The sequence below is a fragment of the Arthrobacter pullicola genome, assembly GCF_014836875.1.
Lineage (GTDB): Bacteria > Actinomycetota > Actinomycetes > Actinomycetales > Micrococcaceae > Arthrobacter_B > Arthrobacter_B pullicola.
This window is the reverse complement of the sequence record NZ_JACSQC010000001.1, coordinates 195,862-219,349: the sequence shown is the minus strand read 5'-3', so window position 1 is coordinate 219,349 and position 23,488 is coordinate 195,862. Positions and strand designations below refer to the sequence as shown.

Below are 23,488 nucleotides of genomic sequence, written 5' to 3'. Positions count from 1 at the left end.
CCTACGGACCGTCGGGATTCGTATCAGCGCCTGCACCGGGTTGTGAGTCAGGGACGGGGCCCAGGGAGACGACAATCGTCACAGACGATCCGGGAGAGACGGTTGCACCTTCACCCGGATTGACGCCAATGACATTACCCTCGGGAACGGACGGATGATTCTGTTCCGTACGGGTAGGAACAAGTCCGGCATCCACAATCCTTGCGCTTGCCGTTGCAGCTGAGACGCCAATCAAGCCGCCTGGTACCTGAACCTGCTGCTCGGCTTCAGGGCCAGAGGAATAGGTGATGGTGACGCTGTCGCCGGGGGAAAGAGTACCCGTTGGATTGATTGAAATAACCAATCCACTCGCGACCGTATCCGAGCTGACGGGATTCGTGTTGACGCCCAAGCCGAGCTGCGTCAACTCATTCGCGACCGTATTAACATCGCGGCCCTGGTACTGCGACGCGTTGATGGTGATTTCCTCCGCAGCCGAAGAACTGGGGCTCGCGGACGGGCTTGTTGGCGACGCTGAGCTCGTGGTCGGCGAGGCACTGCTCCGGGTGGGACTGGCGGACGTCGACGGCGAGGAAGATGTGGACGGGGACTTCGTGGCCTCGTTGTCGCTGGCCGGATCGGAGTTCAGGTTCACCGCGATCACGGCAATGATGGCAATCAGGACCAGGGACAGGAGCACGATCAGCGGGATGAGCCATTTTTTGCGCTGAGGCTGGTCATCGTAGCCGTCATCGCTGCCGTATCCGTCACCGTCGTCGTCGACGTCCTCATCGGTCCATTCACGGGACGCTGCCAGTGCACTGGTTTCCTGGCCGTTGGCTTCGGAGGCTGCCACCGGCAGTGCGGAGGTCGACGGCGAAGTATCCACCATGCGCGTGGCGGAGGTGTTGCCCGGCATCGGAACCGGTGCCGTGACGGCGCTGGTGGCCGCCGTACCGGCGGATCCGAAGAGGAGCATGCCCGGAACGGCCTGCTGAGCGGTGCTGATATCGCCGCGGCGGATAGCCTCAACGGCCCGGGCCAGCGCCTCGGCATCGGCGGGGCGGTCCGCCGGGTCCTTGGCCAGCATGGACATGATCAAGGCGCGGACCGGGGCCGGAATGGACTCCGGCAGCGGCGGCGGGGTGTCATTGACCTGGGCCAGCGCAATTGCGATCTGGGATTCCCCGGAGAACGGACGGGTGCCGGCCAGCAGTTCGTAGCCAATGACACCGAGGGCGTAAATGTCGCTGGACCCGGTGGCCTGCTGACCCGTTGCCTGCTCCGGTGCAAGGTACTGGGCGGTTCCCATTACCTGTCCGGTTGCGGTGAGCGGCACCTGGTCGGCAAGGCGCGCAATGCCGAAGTCGGTGATCTTCACCCGCCCATCGGGCATGATCAAAAGGTTGCCGGGCTTCACATCGCGGTGCACCAGCCCCTGGCGGTGTGCAACCGCCAGCGCCGTGGCGGTCTGGCCAATGATCGAGAGCGTCCGGTCCGGGGACAGGACCTTTTCACGTTCGATAATGCTGGAGAGCGGCTGGCCCGGGACCAGTTCCATCACCAGGTAGGCCGAACCCTCCTCCTCGCCGTAATCGAACACGTTGGCGATGCCTTCGTGGTTCAGCAGGGCAGTGTGGCGTGCCTCCGCGCGGAAACGGTTCAGGAAGCCAGGGTCGCCGGTGTACTCCTCCTTGAGGATCTTGATGGCAACGATCCGGCCCAGGACAAGGTCCCGCGCCTTCCAGACCTCGCCCATGCCGCCGATGGCTATACGATCGGTCAGCTGGAACCTGCCGCCTAAGGTGATACCCGAAGTAGGCCTCACTTATTCAACACCGCCTCTAGGAGTTTTTGCGCGCTTGGAGTGGTCAATTGGGATCCGGTGGCCAGGTCAACGTCTTCCATGACGATGGAGATGGCCACCCGGGGGTCGTCTGCCGGGGCGAAGCCGGTGAACCAGGCATTGTCGCCGCGTCCCTCGACTTCGGCGGTGCCTGTCTTGCCTGCCACCTGGAATCCGGGAACGCGGGCTGCCGAGGCAGATCCGTTGTTCACGACGCTCACCATCCAGTCCGTCAACTGCGCGGCCGTGCCTGGGCTGACGGAGGTGTTGAGCACGGTTGGCTCCGGTTCATCGATGACGGACAGGTCCGGTGCGCGGACCGCCTTGATCAGGTTTGGGGTCATCTGGACGCCGTTGTTGGCGATGGCCGCGGAAATCATGGCCACCTGCAGCGGGGTTGCGGTAACACTGCCCTGTCCGATGGAGGAAAGCGCCAGTTCGGCCTGTCCCTCCGTATCAGGGAACTGGCTGGCCGTGACGTCCGTGGGGATGTTCAGTGACTGCCCGAAACCGAACTTCTCCGCCTGCTGCGCCAAGGCATCCTCGCCGACGTCCCAGGCGACCTGGGCGAAAACGGTGTTGCAGGACTGCTCGAGAGCGAACTCCAGATCAGCTTCGCTGCGGGTTGAGCACAGTCCGTTGGTGAAGTTCGGCAGTGAAATAGTGGTGCCCGGCAGTGGCAACGCTGCAGGGTTGGGGATGACGGACTCCGCGTTGTACTTGCCGGTTTCCAGCGCAGCCGCAGCGACCACCAACTTGAAGGTCGAGCCAGGGGCCAGGAGCGACTGGGTTGCCGGGTTCGTGTAGGGAGAAAGCCCCGGAACGCCCAGCAGTGCCTCCATGTTGGCTTCGACCTGGGGGGTGTTGTGCCCAGCCAGCAGGTTCGTGTCGTAGGAGGGCTTTGACACCATCGCCAGGATATCGCCGGTCTTGGGATCCATCATCACGATCGATCCCTTCTGCCCGTCGGGAATCAGGTCGTAAGCCATCTGCTGCAGCTCAGGGTCGATGGTGAGCTCCACGGAAGCGCCCTCTGCCTGGGCGCCGGAGAGCAGCTGGACCAGGCGGTCGTAGAACTGCTGGTCGCTGTTGCCGGTAAGTTCGTCATTCATGGCCTGTTCCAGCTGGGTCACGCCATAAACCAGGGAGAAGTAGCCGGTGACGGCTGAATAGACTTCAGCGTTGTTGTACACACGCTGGAAGTTGAACTCGTCGTTGGAGGGCACCGATTCGGCGATCGGAACTCCGTCTACCAGGATCGAACCACGGTTCTGCCCGAAGTCCTGGTACAGGCTGCGCACATTGATCGGATCGTCATTGAGCTGCTCAGCGGCGAAGAACTGCACATACGTCAGCGAACCCAGGATGGCCAGGAACATGGCCAGTGCCACGATCCAGCTGTTGCGGATGGCCTGGTTCATGGGCGCCTCACCTCCGTGGAGTCGTTACCGGTGCGCCGCAGCGGGTTCCCGGTGTGCGCTGGAGAGGCCAGGGCAGGCTCCATATCAGTCATCAGGCCGGTGGCGGCTGGACGGCGGGCGGCGTTGGAGATCAGCAGCAGCAGGGCAATGATGATCCAGTTGGCCAGCAGCGAGGAGCCGCCGGCGGACATAAAGGGAGTGGTGAGGCCGGTCAGCGGGATGAGCCGCGTGACTCCGCCGATCACCACGAAGCACTGCAGTGCGAGGGTGAAGGACAAACCACACGCCAGCAGCTTGCCGAAACTGTCCCGGGTGCCGAGCGCGGCCCGGAACCCCCGCGAAACCAGCAGGACGAAGAGCAGCACGATCGCGAAGACACCGATCAGCCCGAGTTCCTCCCCGAGGGCGGCGATGATCATGTCCGAGTTCGCGTAGGTCACCAGATCGGGGCGGCCCTGTCCCAGGCCGGTGCCGGTCATGCCGCCGCTGGCCAGCCCGAAGAGCCCTTGAACGACCTGCCAGCTGCCGCCCGGACTACGGTCGATGACCTCCGGGTCAAAGGCATTGAGCCAGCTGTCGATGCGCAGTGCCACATGGCTGAACAGCTGGACTGCGACCAGTCCGCCTGCTCCGATCAGCGCCAGGCCGATCAGGACCCAGCTAACCCGGCTGGTGGCAACGTAGATCATTGCCATGAACAGCCCGAAGAACAGGATCGAGGAACCCAGGTCGCGCTGGAAGACAAGGACTCCAATGCTCACGCCCCAGGCGGCCATCATGGGCCCCAGGTCCTTGAACCGGGGGAACTGCAGCGGGCCGACCTTGCGGCCGGCAAGCAGGATCAGGTCCCGGTTGGTGGAAAGATACCCCGCGAAGAATATAGCGAGCGTAATTTTGGCGATTTCACCCGGCTGGAACGTTCCAAAGCCCACATTGATCCAGATTCGGGCACCGTTGATGGTCAGTCCGAGGGGCGTCAGAGGCAGCAGGAGCAGGACGGCACTGACAATGAGGGAGATGTACGTGTATCGCCGAAGGATGCGGTGATCCTTGATGACGAACAGCACGCCGATGGCCGCGGCGATGGCGACAGTGCTCCAGAGCAGCTGGCGGTCCGCGGCTGTGTCCCCTTCGACGATGTCCAGCCGGTGGATCATGGCCAGGCCGATCCCGTTCAAGGCTGTGACGATGGGAAGTATTACCGGATCGGCATATTTTGCCCGGAAGCGGAGAACAATGTGGAAGGCCAGGACAAGGGCCACCAAGGTGCCGCCCTGGACCCAGAAGTCCTCATCGAAGGCCCGGTCCTCGTCGATGCCAACGAGCATGTTGGCGCCAATGCCCACGGCGAGGGCGAGCAGCAGCAGCACAGCTTCGACATTGCGGCGGGACTTGGCGGGAGCAGCCAGCTCTGACATTATTCCTGCCCTCCACACGGGTTGGGAACCGCGGGAGCGGAGTCCGGAGCCGCTGCAGCTTCCAACGCGTCCGCGAGCACTGTCGGCGACGGGGAGGGTGCAGGTTCAGTATCGGATGGTGCCGGGCAGAGAATTGCCTTGGCAGTACCGCGCAGCTGGTCCACGATCTGTTCAGCATGGACGAGGTCACGGGCCGGAACGGTGTCATTCACCCGGCTGCGCCAGTATTCCGGCAGGCTGTCGACAGGAATGTTGGACGTCTCCGTGACCTGCGAGAGCTTGATCGGCCCCAGGGTCTGCGAAACACCGTTGAAGATTGCAACGCGGTTGTCCGCGGAACCCACGTAGTAGCGTGTCTGGGTCCAGGCATAGCCCACCCACAGCACTGATGCCAGCAGGGCGGCCAGGACCGCGAGCACGACAACGAGGATCCAGCGCCTGCGCTTGGGCGGCACCTCGGTTTCCGCGGGAGTGTCCGGGGAACCGGCGTCGTCTGCCTTGTGCATCAGCATGCGCGCAGCGCGGCGCTCCGCCGTCCGTTCGGTGACGATCGGAATCTGCCCGGTTTCCGTAGCCAGGGAGGCAGCTCCAACCAGGATGTGCGGACGGGAGGCAAGGTCCTGGCGGATCAGCTCGGCCCGGACCGGATTGTCAGCGTTTCTGTCCCCGTCGCTCTCAGGAAGCGCCGCTGCTGGTCCTTCCGGAGCAGCAGCGTGACCGGAGGCAGCCTGGCTTCCCGCTGCGTCTGCTGAGGATGAAGCAGCCCTATGCTGAATGGCCGTTCCACCGGTGACCGGAGCAGGCTCTCGCCGCGGGTGCTTAGCGTCCGCGGCGTCGGCGGCAGCTTCGGCGACTTCGATAACGGCGACGGTGACGTTGTCCGGCGAGCCGCCGGCAAGGGTCAGGTCCACAAGGGTTTCGACGGCGTCGTCAATGTCTGCTGACCCGCGGAGGACGGACTCGATGTCACTGTCGCGCAGCACGGCGTTGAGGCCGTCGGAACACAGCAGCCACTTCTCTCCGGCAGCGACCTCGAAAGTAGCCAGGTCAAGTTCCGGACTGGCATCGACGTCGCCCAGGACCCGCATCAGAACGTTCTTGTGCGGATGGATCTCCGCTTCCTCGGGCTTCAGCCGGCCTTCATCGATAAGCCGCTGAACGAACGTGTGGTCAACGCTGATCTGCTCGAAGACGCCGTCCTTGAGACGGTATGCCCGCGAATCCCCAATGTGCGCCAGCGCAGCACGGTTTCCCTGGAGGAGCATTGCGGTCACCGTGGTGCCCATGCCGGAGAGTTCAGGGGACGTCGTGACCAGTTCCGAGAGCAGGGAGTTGGCCGCCTGGATTTCGTCAGCAAGTACGGTCACGGCTTCGTCGTCCAAATCCGGACGGTCCAGGTGGACCAGGTCCAGCACAGTTGAAGCAGAAGCCACGTTGCCTCCGGCGTGGCCGCCCATGCCGTCAGCAACGACGGCGAGGTAGCGTCCGACGTAGGCAGAATCGTCATTCTTGAGCCGCACCATGCCCACATCGGAGCGGGCCGCGTATCGAAGGACCAAAGCCACTGCTAAGGCCTCAATTCAATGACCGTTTTGCCGATGCGGATCGGCACGCCCGGGTCCACGGGCTGGGCACGCGTCAGCTGGGATCCACCCAGGAAAGTTCCGTTGGTTGAACCGAGATCTTCAATGAACCAGCGGCTGCCCTGCGGGAAGAGGCGGGCATGCCGGCCGGAGGCATAGTCATCCTCCAGCACGAGGGTGGCTTCCTGGGCGCGGCCCAGCAGAATGGGGCTGGAGGCGAGCTCCAGGGTGGTTCCGCGAAGCGGGCCTTCAGTGACGACCATCTGGCGGGCCTGAACCCGCGCCGGTGCCGGAGTTTCGCGTTCCAGGGCCGGATTCTTGCGGACCTGGCGTGCCGAAGGGGTGCCGGTGCGGTTCCGCAGGCCAAGCACCAGATCCCGCCGGATTGCTCCGACAACACCCAGGACCATGACCCAGAGCAGAATCAGGAATCCATACCGCAGCAGGGTCAGTGTCAGTGAGCCGTCCATCAGCGCCCCCCGGAACGGATCGGAAGCAGGCGGAAGACGATGCGGGTCCGTCCCATGGTGATGGTGGAGCCGTCGGTGAGGATGGTGTCCCCCTGTACTTTCTGGCCGTTGATGTAGCTGCCGTTGGTTGAGCCCAGATCAACTGCCCTAACAGTGCCGCCCTCGGTCCGGATTTCCAGATGGCGCCGGGAAACTCCGGTGTCGTCAACGAGGATGTCGGCCTCGGAGGACCGGCCGAGCACTACGGAGGAAGCATTCAGGGAATAGCGCTGGCCATCTATGTCCAGCACGGGCTGCATGCGTGTGGGACTCTGCCTGGGAGCAGGAGGCTGGGGATGGCGCGGGCCGGCTGTGGTGGATTTCTCCGTGGCGGAGTCAACCTCGAGCGAGCCGGGTTTGAGCGAAGAGTCCCTGGTGAATGAGACCCGGACCGGACCCTGAAGGGTGTAGGTCTGGCTGCGTGCATGTTTGATGACGACGTCGCACAGCTCTTCAGCGAGCGGCGCGCCCCATTCCTGGGCGCGGGCAAAATCTTCATCGGAAAGACGGGCGGTGAAGACGTTGGGTGCGAGGGTGCGGCCCTGCCCCAGCGTCATGGACTTCTCATCCAGTTCACGGCGGAGGGCGATCGCCAGTTCGAGTGGTTCAACACGTCCTGAGGAGCCGCTGGAAAATGCTCCTCGGACCATCCGTTCAATGCCGCGTTCGACGTTGTCGAGTAGGCCCATCTCCGACTCCTTCCCTATGCCTAGAGTTTCCTGACCTTGCTGAGGACTTTGTCCCGCCCTGCTTTCGACCCAATCTTCCGGTGAGGGTCCGGTGATCCGGTCCCGTAAAGGAATCTGCGCACGTACACCTGGCAGCCCGCTGCAGAATGCAGGCGTGCGGACAGGACACATGTCTATCCATTCCGATAGTACTGGGGTCAGCTGATAAATGTCTTAACACCCTAGCGGTGTCCCGGACCGCTGTTTTCTGCCTCTCCCGGGGTGCAGCCCTGGCGCTGGCGGACTGTGCGGGCCGGTAAGTCCCGGAATTTCGCCGTTCTTCCGGGGCTTCGGTGCCGCCGGAAGGACCCAGTGGAGCCTGATGGGACCCCGTTTAGGTGTTTGGCGCAAATGCCGGTATGCTTGATTCTGCTGTTCCCGAGGAATCGGAATGCCGGGCCTTACCTTTGAAGGTGAGATTCAACGCATTACCTCTGCGGGAGACACTTTGCGCGAGTGGCGGAACGGCAGACGCGCTGGCTTCAGGTGCCAGTGTCCGAAAGGGCGTGGGGGTTCAAATCCCCCCTCGCGCACGAATGAAGATTGGCCCCTGACCCGGCTTTGATAACCGGGTCAGGGGCCTTTTTTGTTAGGCGAGTTTGATGGCTCGACCTCGGGCAGCAGTATTCCTGCGCGTGACTCACGTTGATAGTGCACCACACGGTGCAATATCATGCACTTATGAGTGTGGACGCAGAAACGCTGGCCGCCACGATCGGATCGCGGGTGCGGCACGAACGGATCAAGCGTGGGTGGACGTTGGATCAATTGGCGGAGATGGCCGGTGTGAGCCGGCGAATGGTAGTCAACGTCGAGCAGGGCGCGGTGAACCCGAGTATCGGCACCCTGCTTCGGTTGAGTGACGCCCTGGGCGTCGGACTGCCGGCACTGGTGGAACCACCTCATCAGGAGCGGGCAAAGCTCACCCAGGCCGGCAGCGGAGCCACGCTGTGGAAAGGCAGCAAGGGCGGGCGGGCCGTGCTGGTCGCGGGCACCGAACCGCCGGACGTGGTCGAGCTCTGGGACTGGATGCTTGCTCCGGGCGAGGAACACGCCAGCGAGGCCCATTCCCACGGAACAAGGGAACTCCTCCAGGTGCACGAAGGCACCCTCGTGGTCACGGTGGCGGATGAGACCTTTACGCTCGGCCCCGGTGATGCGCTGAGGTTCGTGGGAGACGAGGCACATTCCTACGTTAATTCCGGCGATACCCCCGCACTTTTCTCCCTGGCCGTGCATGAGCCCGGCGTCGGAAACAGGCATCGGATGGAGAGTACCCATGTCTGACCTGCGCTTCAGAACTGGCACCCGCCCGGCTGCCGGGATCCCGCCGTGGTCGATGGCGGTCGCGGCGATGCTCGCCGTCCAGCTTTCCAACGCCCTCTCGGTCGGCGTGATCGAGCAGGTCGGTGCGGCAGGGACCGGCTGGCTGCGCATGTGCTTTGGAACGGTCATCCTGTGGATGATCTCCCGCCCGGCGTTCCGATCGCTGCGCCGCAAGGACCTCCCGGCGCTGCTCGCACTCGGAGTGGTCACCGGCTTCATGACCACGTTCTTCCTCGGTGCGGTTGAACGTATTCCACTGGGCACCGCGGTCGCGATCGAGTTCCTTGGTCCGCTGACCGTGGCGGGCTTGATGAGCAAGCACCGAAAGGCACTCGTGTGGCCGCTGCTCGCCCTGGTGGGCGTTGTGCTCCTCACCGAACCCTGGCACGGGGACATCGATCCGGCAGGGGTTGGGTTCGCCCTGGCCGCGGGTGCGTGCTGGGGGCTCTACAACGTGTTCACACAGCACGTAGGTGACCGGTTCTCCGGGATCAGCGGGCTTTCGATGACCATCCCGATCGCGGCGCTGGCGACCCTGCCGGTTGGGCTGCCGCAGGTCATCGGCGGCGAGATCACCTGGTGGGTGCTGCCTGCGGCCGCGGGCATCGCGCTGATCAGCCCGGTCATAGCATTCGGGCTTGAAATGCTCGCCCTGCGCCACATGACCCACACCGCGTTCGGCACGCTGCTGTCCGTCGAGCCTGCCTTCGGCATCCTTCTGGGACTGCTCATGCTCGGCCAGACGCCCGCGCTCATCCAGCTGCTCGGCGTCGCCCTTGTCATAGCCGCGGGTGCCGCAGCACAGCGTGACGGCGCCCGCCTGACCAACCCGGGTCCGGCGGAGAAGAGCACTGCGGCGCCGTGAGCGGCCTCAGGTTAGGAAACCAGGCCTCCCGGACTTCCCGGGTTCCCGGCCCCGCGCACGGCGGCCCCGAAGGTGCCCCGGTGCGCAGGACCGGAACGGACGTCCGTTAAGCGCGGGCCTTCTTGGCTGCTTCGTCCTTGACCCGCTTGGTTTCGGCACGAACCGCCGCAAAACTGGCGCGCTCGGCGACGAGCCACTGCGGAGGAGCAGCGAGCAGCTCGGTGATCTGCGCCGTCGTCAGCGGATCCGTAATGCCGCCGCGGGCCAGGCCGCCGATGGAGATGTTGAGTTTCTGCGCCACTACGGGGCGGGGGTGCGGTCCGTTGCGGCGCAGTTCGGTCAGCCACTCCGGAGGCGTAGCCAGCAGCTCATCGAGTTCGGCGCGGGTTACAGGGTTCTCCTGGAACTCCTTCGGCGCGGCGGGAAGGTAAATGCCCAATTTCTTGGCAGCCGTTTCAGGCTTCATGGATTGGGAAGATTTTTGGGACGTCATGGCTTAAGGGTATCCGCCGTGCCCGCTGGTGATGGTGAGCTAGTGTGAACAGGTGCCCCAAGAGTCCCTGTCACCGTCCGGTTCGGCGGCCATGCCGCTGAAAATCGCCTACGTCCCGGGGGTAACGCCAGGCAAATGGATCTCACGGTGGACCGAACGCCGCCGGCGCGGCCTCGAAGCTGAACAGGTTGACGAAACCGCCGTCCTGGCCCGCCTCGAAACCAACTCGGCGGATCTGGTGTTCCTCCGTATCCCGGAGGAGGGCTTCCGCCGCCCGGAGGGTGTGCACGCGATTCCGCTCTACCTTGAACAGCCGGTTGTGACCGCACCCAAAGACCACCCTGTGGCGGCATTCGAAGAGGTCGAGCTGGCCGATCTGGCCGGTGAGAACCTTATGGAGGCAGGTGAACTCGGTGGAACCGCCACCGCGCTGGAAGTTGTTGCTTCCGGCGCCGGGCTGCTGATTCTGCCCATGCCTGTGGCCCGGATCCATTCGCGGCGGGACATCATCACCCGCCCGGTGCATGGAGATGGTGTGGAAGGGACCCGGATTGCTGTTGCCTGGCGCGAGGACGCCCAGGACCCGGACATTGAGGAGTTCATCGGGATAGTCCGAGGCCGAACAGCCAACAGCTCCCGCCAGCCTTCGGCGCAGGCTGAGCCGGCAAAAACCCGGAAAGCCAAGGCTGGCAGGACCGGAGAAGGCAAGCCACCAGCTGCAGGAAAATCCGGGGGGAGGTCCGGCGCCGGCAGGACCGCAGGTAAAACCACGGGCAAAAGCCAGCACGGCAAACCGGACAAGACCGGCAGTAAGCAGCGCCGGCGGCCAGGAAAGGGACGCGGTTAGCACCGCTTCCCGGCGAGGCCCTGCTAGACCAGCCACCCCCGCAGGGCAGCGAATCCAGCCTCGATGACCCCGTAGATGGCATAGACCGAGACCGGGACCATGATCGCCCATTCCCGCCAGGATCCCGCTCGTCCGATGAGCGGCACGGACAGGGAGCCACTTGCCTTCCACAACTTGGACAGCAGCGGCATGGAGGCTATTTTCCGGGGCCGTTTAATCCGCAGCGGCCACAGCACCATCACGCCCTGATGGGTCAGCAGGTCACCGAGAATATGCACCCCGACGCCAAGTCCGACGGCGATGGGGAGCCACCCGTTGTTTTCCGGCGCATACAACGCGATGAACAGGGAGAGAAGGATGGCCAGCAGCCAGCTGCGGGCCGCCCCGCCGGCGATTTTGAGGGCCTTCAGGGCGAAACCCATCAGCAGGACGGAGAGCAGTCCTGCGCCGATCTCCACTGTCCCGAGCCCGCGGATTTCCGTGGTCATTTCGCCCAGCGCACCGGCCAGGGCGACGAACACGGCCAGTCCCAGCAGAGAGTGGGTTCCGCGCCGGTGTCCGCCGCTGATCCGCTCCGTGATGCGGGCGAGGATCCGGGTCAGGGGAGGGAGGGAGTTGGCGATGGTTCCGCTGTGATGGTCGAGGTCCGGCAGCAGTGCGGCTCCGGCTGTCAGCAGGGCGCCGCTGACAACACCGAGCGGACTGACCGGATACCAGCCCAGCGCGTACGGGGCGGTTGAGGCTACGGCTACCCATGCCGCTGCGCCGCTTGCGGCGTGATGGCCACCCATCATGGTGTGTTGCGTTCCTTCCGGGCAGTCTTTGCGCCGGAAATCCGGCAGTGTTCCATGCTGTCACCTGCCTCTGACATTCAAGGCTGCGGGGCGGCGTCCCCGGCCGGTACGGCCACGGGCAACGGATTGCACTGTGGGGTTAGAGGAGAAGCCTGTCCAGGATTTCCGCCGTGAGCTGGGCCGGGCTCTTGAGGATGTCAACGGTGATACCGGACTCGTCAGCCGCCAACGGCTCCAATGCGGAGAGCTGGGAGGGCAGCAGGGAAGCGGGCATGAAGTGGCCGCGGCGGGACTGCATCCGCTCGGCAAGTACATTTGGCTCCCCGTGCAGGTGCACGAAGTGGACCTGTCCTTCCGCCTTCGCCAGTACATCGCGGTAGCTGCGTTTCAATGCCGAGCACGTGATGATGGTGCATCGTCCGTTCCGGGCCTGGGTGCTCATCCAGCCGGTAATCGAGGAGAGCCAGGGCCACCGGTCCTCGTCAGTCAGGGGTACGCCGGAAGTCATCTTGTCGATGTTGGCCGCGGGATGGAATTCGTCTGCCTCAGCAGCGATCCAGCCCAGGTGCTCGGAGAGCAGTGTGGCGGTGGTGGTTTTTCCCGAACCCGCAACGCCCATGATGACCAAATGCTGGGTGGGGTGATTCATGGTAGTGCTCCTCAGGACGCCGTTGTCGCCGAAGATGGGATGCCCACGCTTCGATCCATGGTGCTTTCAAAGGTATCACCATAGACTGGGAGGGTTTTTATGCCCGCTGAAGGGATACGCTGGACAAGGCCGGTCACGGACCTTGCCGGACCGCAAAGGATGCGCCTTGCAGGACAATGGAGTTTTTGAACAGGACCGGCCTGCAGCCGAGGTGATGAACAACCGGATTATCGAGGTTGTTGGCAGCGAAATTGTGACCGGTGTGCTTGCTCCGGGAAAACGCCTCACACTCGTTGGCCTCCAGGAACAATTTGGTGTTTCACGTACCGTTGTGCGCGACTGCATGCAGATCCTCGAGGCCATGAACCTGGTCTATTCGAAGCGGCGCATCGGAATCGTTGTCCTGGGGCCGGAACGCTGGAACGTCTACGATCCGCGGATCATCCGGTGGCGGCTGGCCGGGCCGGGGCGCAGCAGCCAGTTCCGCTCGCTTACCGAACTGCGCGTCGCCGTCGAACCTCTTGCCGCAGCCGGCGCAGCGCGCGCTGCGAGCGAGGATCAGCGCCGGGCCCTGCAGGATTTGGCGGGCCGAATGCGCCGTGACGCAGATGATCCTGAAGCCTTCCTCGCCCTGGATATCGCCTTCCATGCATTGCTTTTGCAGGCCAGCGGCAACGAAATGTTCGCCTCCCTCCGCGAGGTCTTCGCTGAGGTGCTCTCGGGCCGGAGCAGGCAGAACCTTATGCCGGAGGGGCCCCGTCCAGAAGCCCTGGACCTGCATGAGAGCGTAGCCGAGGCCATCTGGCGGGAAGACCCCGCCGCGGCCAGGGCACACATGGCTGAACTGCTGGTCGAGGTGGAGGAAGCCCTCCGGCTGCAGGGCTAGTCCTGCTCAGGAACCGGCCGGATCCTGCGCCAAAACGCGCCGGACCCGGCCGGAAGATGCGCGGACTAGACCGTGGCTGCCTTGTTTGCGCCCTTCGCTGACACAACGTTTGCAGTCGGGCGAATGTTCTCCGCGTCGACCATCCAGGCGTACTGCTCCAGCTTTCCGATGAAACCGTGCAGGATGTCCGCCGTCGTGGGATCTTCTTCGTCCACCTGATCGTGGACATCGCGCATCGTCTTGACTGTGCCCTCCAGCAGGGCGACAACGAGCGTCACGGTGTCCTTGGTGTCAACCAGGCCTGCGGGGAACGGCGGGAGCGAGGTGCCTTCGGCTACGGCCTGGCTGCGCCCGTCCGGAACTGCCTGCAGTGCGCGCATCCGCTCGGCGAGCTCATCGGCGAACAGGCGGGCGTCTTCGATGATCTCATCCAGCTGCAGATGGAGGTCACGGAAGTTCTTGCCGACCACGTTCCAATGCGCCTGCTTGCCCTGCAGATGAAGTTCGATGAGGTCCACCAGGATGGACTGCAGGTTGGTGGTCAGCTGCTTTGATGCCTTCATGTTTCCTCCAGTGTTGACGAAAAATGTTGACCTCCGGCCAAGGCCGGGAACTGGATCTTCCGTCCCCGCCGGGGCCGCCATAAGTAAGCTTACCTTCAGTTTGTGATCTGGTGTCCAGTTGGTTAAGGTTGGGAAACAGGGTCGAATAAGGTCCCTTACTATCGGACAGTACTCTCGAACTTTCGTTCACCACGAACGCCGCTATCCGCGGCCGAAGGGACAGTATGAGCACCGTAGAAGAATCCATTGACGTTGCAGTACCCGTAAACACCGCTTACAACCAGTGGACGCAGTTCGAAACGTTCCCGCAGTTCATGAAGGGCGTTGAGTCCGTTACCCAGGTAACCGACAAGGAATCCCGCTGGGTCACCAAGGTGGGCGGAGTGGAACGGACCTTTGATACCACTGTCACCGAGCAGCACCCGGATGAGCGTGTCGCCTGGAAGAGCACGGACGGTAAGTCACACGCAGGCGTGGTGACGTTCCACCGGCTGAGCGATACCGAGACGCGGGTGACCGTTCAGCTGGACTGGGACCCGGAAACTTTCGCAGAAAAAGTAGGTGCCGTAGTAGGTGCCGACGACCACCGTGTTAAGGGAGATCTTAAGCGGTTCAAGGAATTCATTGAGTCCAGGGGAACTGAGACAGGTTCCTGGCGTGGAAATGTGGACGCTGCCCCAACGGCGGCCACGCACGATACGGGCTTGAAGGCCGCCCCAACGGCCGACCCCTCACTCGATGATCCGGAATCGGGCGGCCCCAGGGCAGCAGGCATTTAGCCGGCAGCCCGCCCGAACCGGATGAAAAGCCCGGTGCCCCTCCCTGATTCAGGGAAGGACACCGGGCTTTTTGTCTGCCCGGGCTCCGATGGTGCGCCCCGGCACCCGCGTCACGGACGCACGGTGCCGGGGCATCCCCGGGAAACCGGCTAGGCGGGAGTTCCCCTCCGGCGGCGTTCCAGCCAGAGGACTCCGGCTCCAGCAAGCAGGATCAACAGCCCGGCCCAGAGAAGCAGGGTTCCCGAGCTCCCCGTGTCAGCCAGTTTGCCGTTGGTTGTGGCCTCGACAAGTGCCGGACCGCTGTCCGCAGCCGGTGTCTGGCCGGCGCCGGGCGACGGAGCCGGGTCCTCGTCGTCGACGGGAGGAACGGGTTCCTCACCTCCGTCAACGGGAGGTTTTTCCCCTCCGTCAACCGGAGGTTCCGGCTCGGGTTCGACCGGAGGCACCGGGAATCCTGCCGAGGATCCTCCGCCGCCGGAGACAGACGCAACGTTCTCAATCACTGTTCCCGGCGCGGCCGTAACCTTCGCGGCCACGGTCAGCTCCCGGCTCTCGCCTGGAGCGATCCCGGCGTCGTGGACACACTCAACCAGCGCACCGGCGGGCGGACAGGTCCACCCGGTGCCCTCCGCGGAAACAAACTCCAGGCCCGAGGGCAGGTTGTCCGTTACGGTCACCGGAGACACAGAGGTGTTCTGGCCGGTGTTGGTCACCGTGATCACGTATTCGGCCTGGTGGTTGGAGTAGCCAGCCAGCTCCTTGGTGATGCTCCAGACCACCAGCGGAAGCACCGGTGCGGTGTCGGTGGAACTCACCGGGGGAGACCCGGGTGCGCCGGCCGTTGCCGTGTTCTCAACCTCCGGATAGGCGCCGGCCAGGACGTCGACCGTCAGGACCAGTTCCGCGGCGGCGCCGACGGCAAGCTCGCCCGCCCGCGCGCAGTCCACCATTTGGTCAGCGGCGGTGCAGGACCAGCCGTCACCGGCCGCGGAGACAAACCGGAGGGAATCCGGCAGGTCGTCGGAAAGAACCACCGGCCCGGGAGTAGCTGTCGGTCCCGTGTTGGTAACCGTCAGCGTGTAGGTTCCCTGGCTGCCGACGGCGAAGCCGCCGTTGTGGACCTTGCTCAGCGCCAGCGCGGCGGAAGGGTCGACGTCGAGCCGGTCGTCCGCCGTGGAGGTCCCCGGCAGGTCCGGGTCCGTGGAGGAAGCCGCCGCCGTGTTGACTGCCGACGGGTAGGCAGCCGGTTCCACCATCACAGTGACGAGGATGTCCTCTGCGGACTCCCCGGGAGCGAGGGTCCCCGGATGGTCGCAGGAAATGGTGCCGCCGGCCTCTGTGCAGGTCCAGCCGTTCCCCGTGGCGGATTCAAACTTCAGTCCGGCCGGGAGGACGTCAGTGACCTGGAGGTCCTGGACGTTGGATGTTCCGGTGTTGGTTACCGTGAGCCGGAAGTCCTTCACCTCTCCGACCGTGCCGTTGCCGACGTGGGATTTGGTGATGTCCAGGGAGAGGACGCGGTCCACAGATACCGTGGCCGAGCCGGTGTTGTTTGCCGCCACCGGGTCAGGTGTGGGCGAGGAAACAACGGCGGTATTCACCATGTCCGCTTCCGCCGCGTCCGCCGCAACCATCACGGTAAGGACCAGCGGTTCCGCGGATTCACCTGCCGCCAGCGAAGCTGCGTGAATACAGGTGACCGGCTGCTGCGGGGCCGGGCCGGTCGGCATGGTCCCGGGCGTGCAGATCCATCCGGTTCCGGCTGCGGATACGAAGCTCTGGCCAGCAGGCAGCGTATCCGTGACGCTCAGCGGTCCGGTTGCTGTGCTTGGCCCGTTATTGGTGACGGTCAAAACCCAGTCCATCGCTGTTCCGGCCTCGACTGCGGCGGCGGAAGGCGCCTTGGTCAGCTCCAGGTCAGCGCTGGCAATGATCGGGACATCCACCGGGCCGGGATTGGTGACGGTCGACGGCGTGCCGCTGGCCAGTTCGGCCACGTTCTGGACGGTCAGGACCCCGTTGGCGGGGGATACCGGCACGGACGGATCCACTGCGGCCAGTACCGTAATCGGCGGCTGCGTGCCGATCGCCGCCGTCGGCCGATCACAAACAACGTCCTGGCCGTAGGCCTCGCAGGTCCAGCCTGCACCGGATGCCGAGACAAAGCTCAGGTACTGCGGGAGGGTGTCCCGGACCGTGACCGATTCGGCGTTGCCGGGGCCGGCGTTCGCTGCCTGCAGGGTGAACTGCGCGGTGGTTCCGGCGACCACCGGTGCCGGTGTATCCAGCGTTTTGACCAGTGAGAGTGCAGAATCCCGGAGCACAATGGTTGGATCGGTGCTGTGGTTGTTGGCCGGATCCGGGTCAGGAACCGTACCGTCACCGGTCACATAGGCGGTGTTGTAAACCTGGCCCTGGACATCCGCGGCGATGGCCACCGTCAGGACCAGGGAGACTGACCCGCCGGGAGCCAGGCTGCCCGGATAGTTGCAGGCAACCATCTGGCCTGCGGCGGCGCAGCCCCAGCCGGCGCTGGCGGACACGAAGGACATGCCGGACGGCAGGGTATCCGTAACCGCCAGGGAACCGCCCCCGGCAGCAAGGCTCGAATTCGACGGCCCGTTGTTGCTGACCACCAGGGTGTACGCCAGGTTTTGTCCGGCTACCGCTGCGTCGGTGTGCGATTTGGCGATGGCCAGGTCGGCGCGGGCCGTGGTGGAGCCGGTGCTGGTGCTGCTGTTTGGCGCGGGACCGGTCTCCGGCGTGCTGGTGGATACCGACGCCGTATTGGCGATGCTGGCGCCGCCGCTGGACGCGGAGACCAGGACGGTCAGGTCGAAGCTGGTGGGGACCGCTGGTGACGCCGCGGTCAGCACACCTCCATTGGCTGTATAGGCGCAGGAGACATCCTGGTCCATGGCAGAGCAGGTCCAGTCACTTCCTGAAGCGGACACGAAGGCCAGGCGGGAATCCAGCTGGTCTGTGACCACCACGTCCCGGGCCGCAGAAGGCCCGTAGTTCGTGACGGCGACGGTGTAGGTGGCCTGCTGACCGGCGACCAGGTCCTGGGAGGACAGGATCTTGGTGATGCCCAAATCCGTGACCTGCTGCGGAGTGGCCGTCGCGGTATCCGTGTTGTTTCCAGTCGGCTGGGGCTCTCCGTCCGGAGCTTCCGGGGTAACCGGGGTGACGGTGGCCGTGTTGGTGACGGCCGCCGTCGTGCTGGAGTCAACCGCCAGTACCAGGTCCAGCTGGGAGGCGCTGGCACCGGGGGCAAGGTCAGCGCCGTAGGAGCACGTCACCTTGTCGCCCGCCGGCGCGCCGCAGGTCCAATCGGTCCCGGAGGCCGAGACAAAGCTGGTCCCGGCGGGAATGGTATCCGTGACGGTGAACCCCTTGCTGGAATCGGAGGGGCCCCTGTTGCTGACGTTCAGCGTGTAGGCGACGTTTTCGCCGGCCGTCATGGATCCGACCAGGTCCTTGGCCAGGGCCAGATCCGCGTAGGCGGAGACGGTTGCCGTGGCGGTATCGGTGTTGTTCCCCGGGACCGGATCATGGGTTTGCCCGGTGACGCGTGCGGTGTTTGTCAGGACGGCGCCCTCGCCGCCTCCGATCACCGAGTACGTGACCGTGATCGGCTGGAACGAAGCGCCGGGAGCCAGTGTCCCTGCCCGTGTGCACTCCATTGTTCCGATCTGGCAGGTCCAGCCCGCACCGGATATACCGGTGACTGTGGCGGCATTCTGCAGGTCGAAGGTGTCCTTCACGGTGAACGGTCCGGCTGCTGTATCAGGGCCGTTGTTGGTCACGGTCAGGACCCAGGAGCCGTTCAAACCGGCCACAGGGGCCGTGCCGACCGTCTTCTCGATCGAAAGGTCAGCAGAGGCAATCTTCGCTTCCGCGCTGGTGGACGGTCCGGAGTAGCTCCCGGTCTGGTTGCCGGGCGCTCCTGTCCGGTCGGCGCCAGTGGGCGTGGCCGTGTTGCGGTGTGCCGTTGCCATGCCGACCGCTGCCTCAGTCGCCGGGACGGCCTGGTACGTGATCGTCAGCGACCGCCCGGAGGGCAGATCACCGAGCCTTGCCCAGGTCAGGTTCCGGACTCCGGAAATATTGGGTTCGACGGCGGCTGCAGCGCCGGTGTTGACGCTGACCCGCGCGCTGTCGGCAACGTAAGTCCAGTTCTCCGGAAGCGTGTCGGTGGCGCCGGCGGCGAAGGCCGTTCCCCGGCCGGAGTTGGTTACCGTGACCTGCCAGGTGAAAGGCTGTCCCCGGTAAGCGATACCGCCGTCGGGAGTGGTCTTGGCGGCGGCCAGCTTCGGGAAGTCCGGTGTGACGGTCGCTGTCGCTTCGGGGCCTGTATAGGTTCGTCCAGTGTCAGCCGGGTCCGTTCCCGGCAGCGACGTGTAGGACGAAACCTTGGCGGTGTTCTTCAGGCCCGCCGCGGTCAGCTTCCCGGATGCCGCCAGCGTGGCGTTATAGGTGAGCTGGATCGTTGCTCCCGGCGCGATCTGGGAGATGGTCCAGGTGATGGTTCCGCCCCCGGTCTGGGGGTCGGCGCCTTGCAGGGCCCCGCCGTTGCCCAGCGAGGCAGCATCGACCAGGACATTGGACGGTACGACGTCGGTGACCACCACGTTGTGGGCGGTGCTGGCGTTGGCGCCGCTCCAGTTGGTTGCCCGGACGGTGTAGGTGAAGTTCTCGCCGGGTTCCGGCGTGGTGTTGGAAACCACCTTGGTGATGCTGACCTTAGGCTCCAGGACCTTGACGGTGGCCGAAGCCTTCGGGCCCTCCTCGTCGAAGGGATAAGCCGGTGTTGCGGGTGCCGGCTGGCTGACGGTGTCCCAGACCGGGAAGGCCGTGTTGGTCAGGATTGTCCCGGCTGCTGGTGCTGCGGTGGTGGCCAGCTTTGCCGAGTACTGCACCGCGATGATCCGTTCCTGGGGGCTTGCCGTGAAATCGCCCAGCAGGAAGCCGGCCTTTTGTCCGTCGGCGCCCAGATAGGTCGTATTCGCACCCACAGGCGTGATGCTGTTGAGGTCGATTCCGGCCGGGAGGGTATCCAGGACGGTGAGGTTGTAGAAGTTGATGTTGGCGGGAATCGTGGTTGTGACCGTGTACGTAACGGTTTCACCCTTGCGCGCCGAGGCAGGGTTCGCCGTCTTCGTTACGGTTGCGCCAGCCACCTTGACTGCGCTTGATGCCTGGGTGGTGTAGGTCCGGACATCGCCGTCGGCCTGGGGGGCGCTCAGGCTGCTGCCCGCGAGCCGGACGGTGTTGGTGTAGGTCAGTGAGCCGGCCGTCGCGTTTTCCACCTCGGCCGTGTAAGTGCGCACTTCCGAAGCTCCGGGGGCCAGGTCGCCGAGATTCCAGCTGATGAGGGTGCTGCCGGCCGCGCAGCCGGCCTCCGCGGCAGTGAGGACCCGGTTGTCCAAACCGGTGCTGGTCAGCCGCAGTCCTTCCGGCAGGCAATCCGTCAGGACCGCATTGTGCAGCACCGAACCGGAAGCGTTGCGCCCGGTGACGGTGTAAGTGATGACATCGCCGCCCTTGACCGTCTGGCTGGAGGCCGGGCGGTCGTTGGTTTTGGTGACTCCCGGTGCCGGTTCCACAATGCCGGTCTGGGCGGTGGCGGTCCGGTCTGACGGGTCGGTTGCCCCCGGGTACGTTCCGGCGTCGCTCGAGAGGGTCGCGGTGTTGGTCCGGATGGCGCCGGCCGCATTGGCCTGGAGATCGGTAACCACGGCCTCAATGAGCAGGGTGAAAACCTGCTCCTGGGGTGTGTTGTTCTGATAGGTCCCAATGTTCAGCGTGACCGTGCCATCGGTTCCCACGGCTGGAGTGATGCTCCCGGTGTAGCCCGCCGGAACGGTGGCGCCGATCTTCGGCTGGCCGTTGTCCTGCAGCACTGCGAGGCCAGGCGGCATGGTGTCCTTGAGCGCTCCGTTGTACACAGTGGTGCCTGCCGGAATGCGGGCGGTGACGGTGTACGTCACCTTTTCCCCGATGGTTGCCTGGGTCGAGGACCCGGGCACCGGTTCCGAACCGGTGTTGCCTGCCTCGCCTACTGCCGACGTCACGCCCTTGGCAACGGCCGCAGACGGAACCTGGACCAGCGCATCGTCCCGGACCGGATCGGGATCCTGATCCAACTGGTCCACAGAGGTGTCAATGTTCTCGCCGGGGTAGTGCGTGACGGTGCCGCCCAGGTTGGTGGCTGCTTCGTAGGAGCGGACGTGCGCCGTGTTCGTCAACCGCTCGGAAACGCCCAGGTAGGAGGGCATCGTGACTTCGTAGGTCAGGTCATGGCTGGCACGCGGTGCGATGTCCGGGATCGTCCAGGTCAAGGCGCTGTGGTCCGCATTGCCCGCGAAGGTGGGGTGTCCGGATGCTCCGGGGTCGGTGCAGGTGCCGCCGCCCGGATTGGTGACGTCGGTGCAGCGGATTTCTTCCGGGAGCACATCCCAGACCCGGACGTTGCTGACAGTGCGGGAGGAATCGTTCCCGACCTTGAGCGAGTAGGTCACCTTGTCTCCCTGGCGCACCTGGGCCGAGGAAGCTGACTTCTCGATGCTCACCGGGGTCTTCTCGGTGAGGAAATTGACCTCGTCGCGGTGCGAACGGGCCTGGCCTGCGGTGTTAGTGGCACGCAGCTTGGCCAGGTTTCCTGTCTTGTCTCCGCTCTGGGCCGGGGCGGAGTTGACGATGGCGCCGAAGACGACCGTGAAGACGCTGCCCGCCGGAACCACCCGGCTGCCGCCGACGTCGCTGCCCAGGGACCAGGTGAGCAGGCCCTGATCCGCATTGAACTGCACGGGTGGGGCGAAGCCGGAGACCGTGGCGGAGCCGTTCTCATAGGTCAGGTTCGACGGCAGGAAGTCCGTCACGACGGCGTTGCGGGTTTCCACGGCGCTGGAGAACTTCACCTGGATCTCAAAGCACACGCGGTCACCCTTGGCGAACGTGACGTCATCTGTCCCGGACGGGTCGGCGCGGAAATCGGCGCTCGAACACGTCATCGAAGCGGAATCAAGCCCGATCCTCTTGGTCAGTGACTCGGCGTCGGTGCTCAGGCCGGCCGAGGACGGGTCGGTCACGTTGGCAGTGCCGGAGTCCACTGGGTTTGCCGGGATGGGGGTGGTGACTGCCGTCTGGGAAACCTTGTTTTCGAAGGAGTCACCGGCGGAGGTCGGGGTATTGTTCAGCGATCCGCCGCTGTAGTCCTTCCGCATCAGGGCTTTGTACGTCAGCGTGAAGCTGCCGTTGGCTGCTATCTCGGCGCCCGGATCAAATCTCAGGGTGAAGGTGCCGGCCGCCGGGTCGTGGGTGACGGCGGTATAGGGAACAGACGGCTCATGGCCCGCAATATCGCAGTCAGCGGGTTTTTTGTCGTAGGTGCCCAGTGGGCACAGTCCGTCAGGCAGAACGTCGGTGATCACGATGCCGTTGCTGGAGGCGTACTCACTGGCATCCAGGGTGAGCGTATAAGTGACGACCTCGCCGGCGTCGAACTTCTCGGTTTCACCTGACGACTTGAGGATGCGCAGGTCGTGCACGGTGACGGTGTGCCGGTCCTTGGCCATAACCTCGGGGCTGCCGTCTGCTTCCACCTTGCCGGAATACCGGCCGGCCGCTTCCACATAGTTAGTGGCTTCGTCGCCGCCGTCGACCTGGCGGGTGGCCTTGCCGGTGTTGTTGTCCAGGTTGGCGGCCTGGCCCAGGCTGTCAGGGGCGGGGGCCGAAGCGAACAACGCGTTCTCCAACAGGGGCACACCCGCGCGGTAGCGGATATCAGTGACCTGTCCGGCGGCCATGCTGCCCAGCTCCCAGATGACCTTGGTGTAGATGCCGGCCGGATATCCCGCCGGATCCTGCACGGTCTCTACTGACGCGGGGAGCAGGCAGGGCGTCACCACCGGAGTTCCGGTCAACGAAGGAGCTCCCGTGAACTCCACGGGGCCATTGTCCACCGCGCCGCAGCCGAGGAATTCGAGGTTGGCCGGGAGGTAGTCCGTGACCACCACGCCGTCGGTGGCAGCGAGGGTGTTGTTCGTGACCTTCACCGTGTATGCAGTGGTCTGAGTGTGCACACCGCGCAGGAGCTCCGATTCCGGGCTGGGCTCGGACTTGGCGACTTCCAGGGCCGTAACGGCCGTTGACACCGGGCCGCTGGAGGCCTCGGCGGAGAAGCTGCCGGCCCGGACGGCGCCGGCTGGGTTGAAGGCGGGCACCGTGCGCGGGTTCGTGTTGGAGTACACGTCGGCGTTGTTGCTGAAGGTGTTGCCGACCGGATGGCTGGCCGCATCCACGGCAACCCTGAAGCTAATCCCGTTCGAATCGCCGGGCTGCAGGTCGAAGGCATCCCGCCAGATGAGCGTGGTCTGCCCTGTGCCGGGCCTGTCCGCGATCACCAGCGGTTCATTACCTGCGGGAGCTGTGCTTCCCGGGACGTAGCTGACACCGGCGGGCAGGACATCGCGGAAGGAGACGTTGTACTGGGCTGTCCCGGCGGTGGTGTTGGTTGCCGTCAAGGTGTAGGGCAGGGACCCGTTGACAAGGACGGTCTCCGGCGCTTCCTTAACCAGGGACAAACCGGTGTCGGCAGCGACGGCCGGCAGGGCCGGCACCACCAGTCCGGTTACCAGAACGGAAAAGGACAGCAGCAGAGCAAGCATCCTGCGCAAAAGGGGCCCCAGAAAAAATCCGCAATTTGTCTAGAGCAAAAGGCGGTTTGGATACAATCAGCACCACCCTATGAGGGCAGGGACGGCTGATCTCGCATAACGCCGGGCTTTGCCGTAAATT

General features: G+C 64.6%; 15 protein-coding genes, 1 tRNA gene and 1 pseudogene. 6 read left to right on the top strand and 11 right to left on the bottom strand.

Going from position 1 to position 23,488, the window contains the following annotated elements; genetic code table 11:
- Nucleotide 1: 1 nt before the first annotated feature.
- The 6 genes from H9638_RS01075 to H9638_RS01050 are packed head-to-tail and all read right to left on the bottom strand — an operon-like array spanning nt 2 to nt 7,445.
- Complete coding sequence (locus H9638_RS01075) at nt 2-1,807, bottom strand: protein kinase domain-containing protein (RefSeq protein WP_191745341.1); 1,806 nt, start codon at nt 1,805-1,807, stop codon at nt 2-4.
- Complete coding sequence (locus H9638_RS01070) at nt 1,804-3,246, bottom strand: peptidoglycan D,D-transpeptidase FtsI family protein (protein WP_191745340.1); 1,443 nt, start codon at nt 3,244-3,246, stop codon at nt 1,804-1,806. The genes H9638_RS01075 and H9638_RS01070 overlap by 4 nt, the downstream gene beginning before the upstream one ends.
- The gene (locus H9638_RS01065; RefSeq protein WP_191745339.1) at nt 3,243-4,664 is read right to left on the bottom strand and encodes an FtsW/RodA/SpoVE family cell cycle protein; all 1,422 of its coding nucleotides are present in this window, start codon (nt 4,662-4,664) and stop codon (nt 3,243-3,245) included. The genes H9638_RS01070 and H9638_RS01065 overlap by 4 nt, the downstream gene beginning before the upstream one ends.
- Nucleotides 4,664-6,229 (bottom strand): PP2C family protein-serine/threonine phosphatase, encoded by a 1,566-nt coding sequence (locus H9638_RS01060; protein WP_318241735.1) that lies wholly within the window; start codon nt 6,227-6,229, stop codon nt 4,664-4,666. Before H9638_RS01060 ends, H9638_RS01065 begins: the two co-directional genes overlap by 1 nt.
- A 2-nt stretch (nt 6,230-6,231) precedes the next feature.
- Nucleotides 6,232-6,717, bottom strand: coding sequence for an FHA domain-containing protein FhaB/FipA (locus H9638_RS01055; protein ID WP_191745338.1), 486 nt, complete (start codon nt 6,715-6,717; stop codon nt 6,232-6,234).
- Complete coding sequence (locus H9638_RS01050; protein WP_191745337.1) at nt 6,717-7,445, bottom strand: FhaA domain-containing protein; 729 nt, start codon at nt 7,443-7,445, stop codon at nt 6,717-6,719. The genes H9638_RS01055 and H9638_RS01050 overlap by 1 nt, the downstream gene beginning before the upstream one ends.
- 489 nt (nt 7,446-7,934) lie before the next feature.
- On the opposite strand from H9638_RS01050, the gene H9638_RS01045 reads away from it, so the two are divergent.
- From H9638_RS01045 to H9638_RS01035, 3 genes are all read left to right on the top strand, one after another.
- Nucleotides 7,935-8,017 (top strand) — tRNA-Leu (locus H9638_RS01045).
- 148 nt (nt 8,018-8,165) lie between these two features.
- Entirely contained in the window at nt 8,166-8,771 is a 606-nt protein-coding gene (locus H9638_RS01040; RefSeq protein WP_191745336.1) for a helix-turn-helix domain-containing protein, read from the top strand.
- Nucleotides 8,764-9,675 carry an EamA family transporter gene (locus H9638_RS01035; protein WP_225216861.1) on the top strand — a complete coding sequence of 304 codons (912 nt, stop codon included), beginning with the start codon at nt 8,764-8,766 and terminating at the stop codon, nt 9,673-9,675. Before H9638_RS01040 ends, H9638_RS01035 begins: the two co-directional genes overlap by 8 nt.
- 106 nt (nt 9,676-9,781) lie before the next feature.
- Here the strand turns inward: H9638_RS01035 and H9638_RS01030 are convergent, their stop codons facing one another.
- Nucleotides 9,782-10,168, bottom strand: a complete 387-nt coding sequence (locus H9638_RS01030) for a DUF5997 family protein (RefSeq protein ID WP_191745335.1) — start codon at nt 10,166-10,168, stop codon at nt 9,782-9,784.
- 52 nt (nt 10,169-10,220) lie between these two features.
- Between H9638_RS01030 and H9638_RS01025 the strand changes: the two genes are divergently transcribed.
- Entirely contained in the window at nt 10,221-11,015 is a 795-nt protein-coding gene (locus tag H9638_RS01025) for a LysR substrate-binding domain-containing protein (RefSeq protein WP_191745334.1), read from the top strand.
- Between the two features lie 23 nt (nt 11,016-11,038).
- On the opposite strand, the gene H9638_RS01020 is transcribed toward H9638_RS01025, so the two are convergent.
- Together H9638_RS01020 and H9638_RS01015 are read right to left on the bottom strand one after the other, a co-directional pair.
- Nucleotides 11,039-11,809: a metal-dependent hydrolase gene (locus H9638_RS01020; protein WP_191745333.1), complete on the bottom strand. Its 771-nt coding sequence runs from the start codon at nt 11,807-11,809 to the stop codon at nt 11,039-11,041.
- A 139-nt stretch (nt 11,810-11,948) separates the two neighbouring features.
- Nucleotides 11,949-12,458, bottom strand: coding sequence for a gluconokinase (locus H9638_RS01015; protein ID WP_191745332.1), 510 nt, complete (start codon nt 12,456-12,458; stop codon nt 11,949-11,951).
- A 166-nt stretch (nt 12,459-12,624) separates the two neighbouring features.
- Between H9638_RS01015 and H9638_RS01010 the strand changes: the two genes are divergently transcribed.
- Nucleotides 12,625-13,344: a FadR/GntR family transcriptional regulator gene (locus H9638_RS01010; protein ID WP_225216860.1), complete on the top strand. Its 720-nt coding sequence runs from the start codon at nt 12,625-12,627 to the stop codon at nt 13,342-13,344.
- Between the two features lie 65 nt (nt 13,345-13,409).
- On the opposite strand, the gene H9638_RS01005 is transcribed toward H9638_RS01010, so the two are convergent.
- Nucleotides 13,410-13,907 carry a Dps family protein gene (locus H9638_RS01005; protein WP_191745331.1) on the bottom strand — a complete coding sequence of 166 codons (498 nt, stop codon included), beginning with the start codon at nt 13,905-13,907 and terminating at the stop codon, nt 13,410-13,412.
- A gap of 224 nt (nt 13,908-14,131) precedes the next feature.
- Between H9638_RS01005 and H9638_RS01000 the strand changes: the two are divergent.
- A pseudogene (locus tag H9638_RS01000) lies at nt 14,132-14,581 on the top strand (SRPBCC family protein); the annotation flags it as partial.
- A 254-nt stretch (nt 14,582-14,835) separates the two neighbouring features.
- Here H9638_RS01000 and H9638_RS00995 read toward each other — a convergent pair.
- Nucleotides 14,836-23,358: an isopeptide-forming domain-containing fimbrial protein gene (locus tag H9638_RS00995; protein ID WP_225216859.1), complete on the bottom strand. Its 8,523-nt coding sequence runs from the start codon at nt 23,356-23,358 to the stop codon at nt 14,836-14,838.
- Nucleotides 23,359-23,488: the final 130 nt, after the last annotated feature.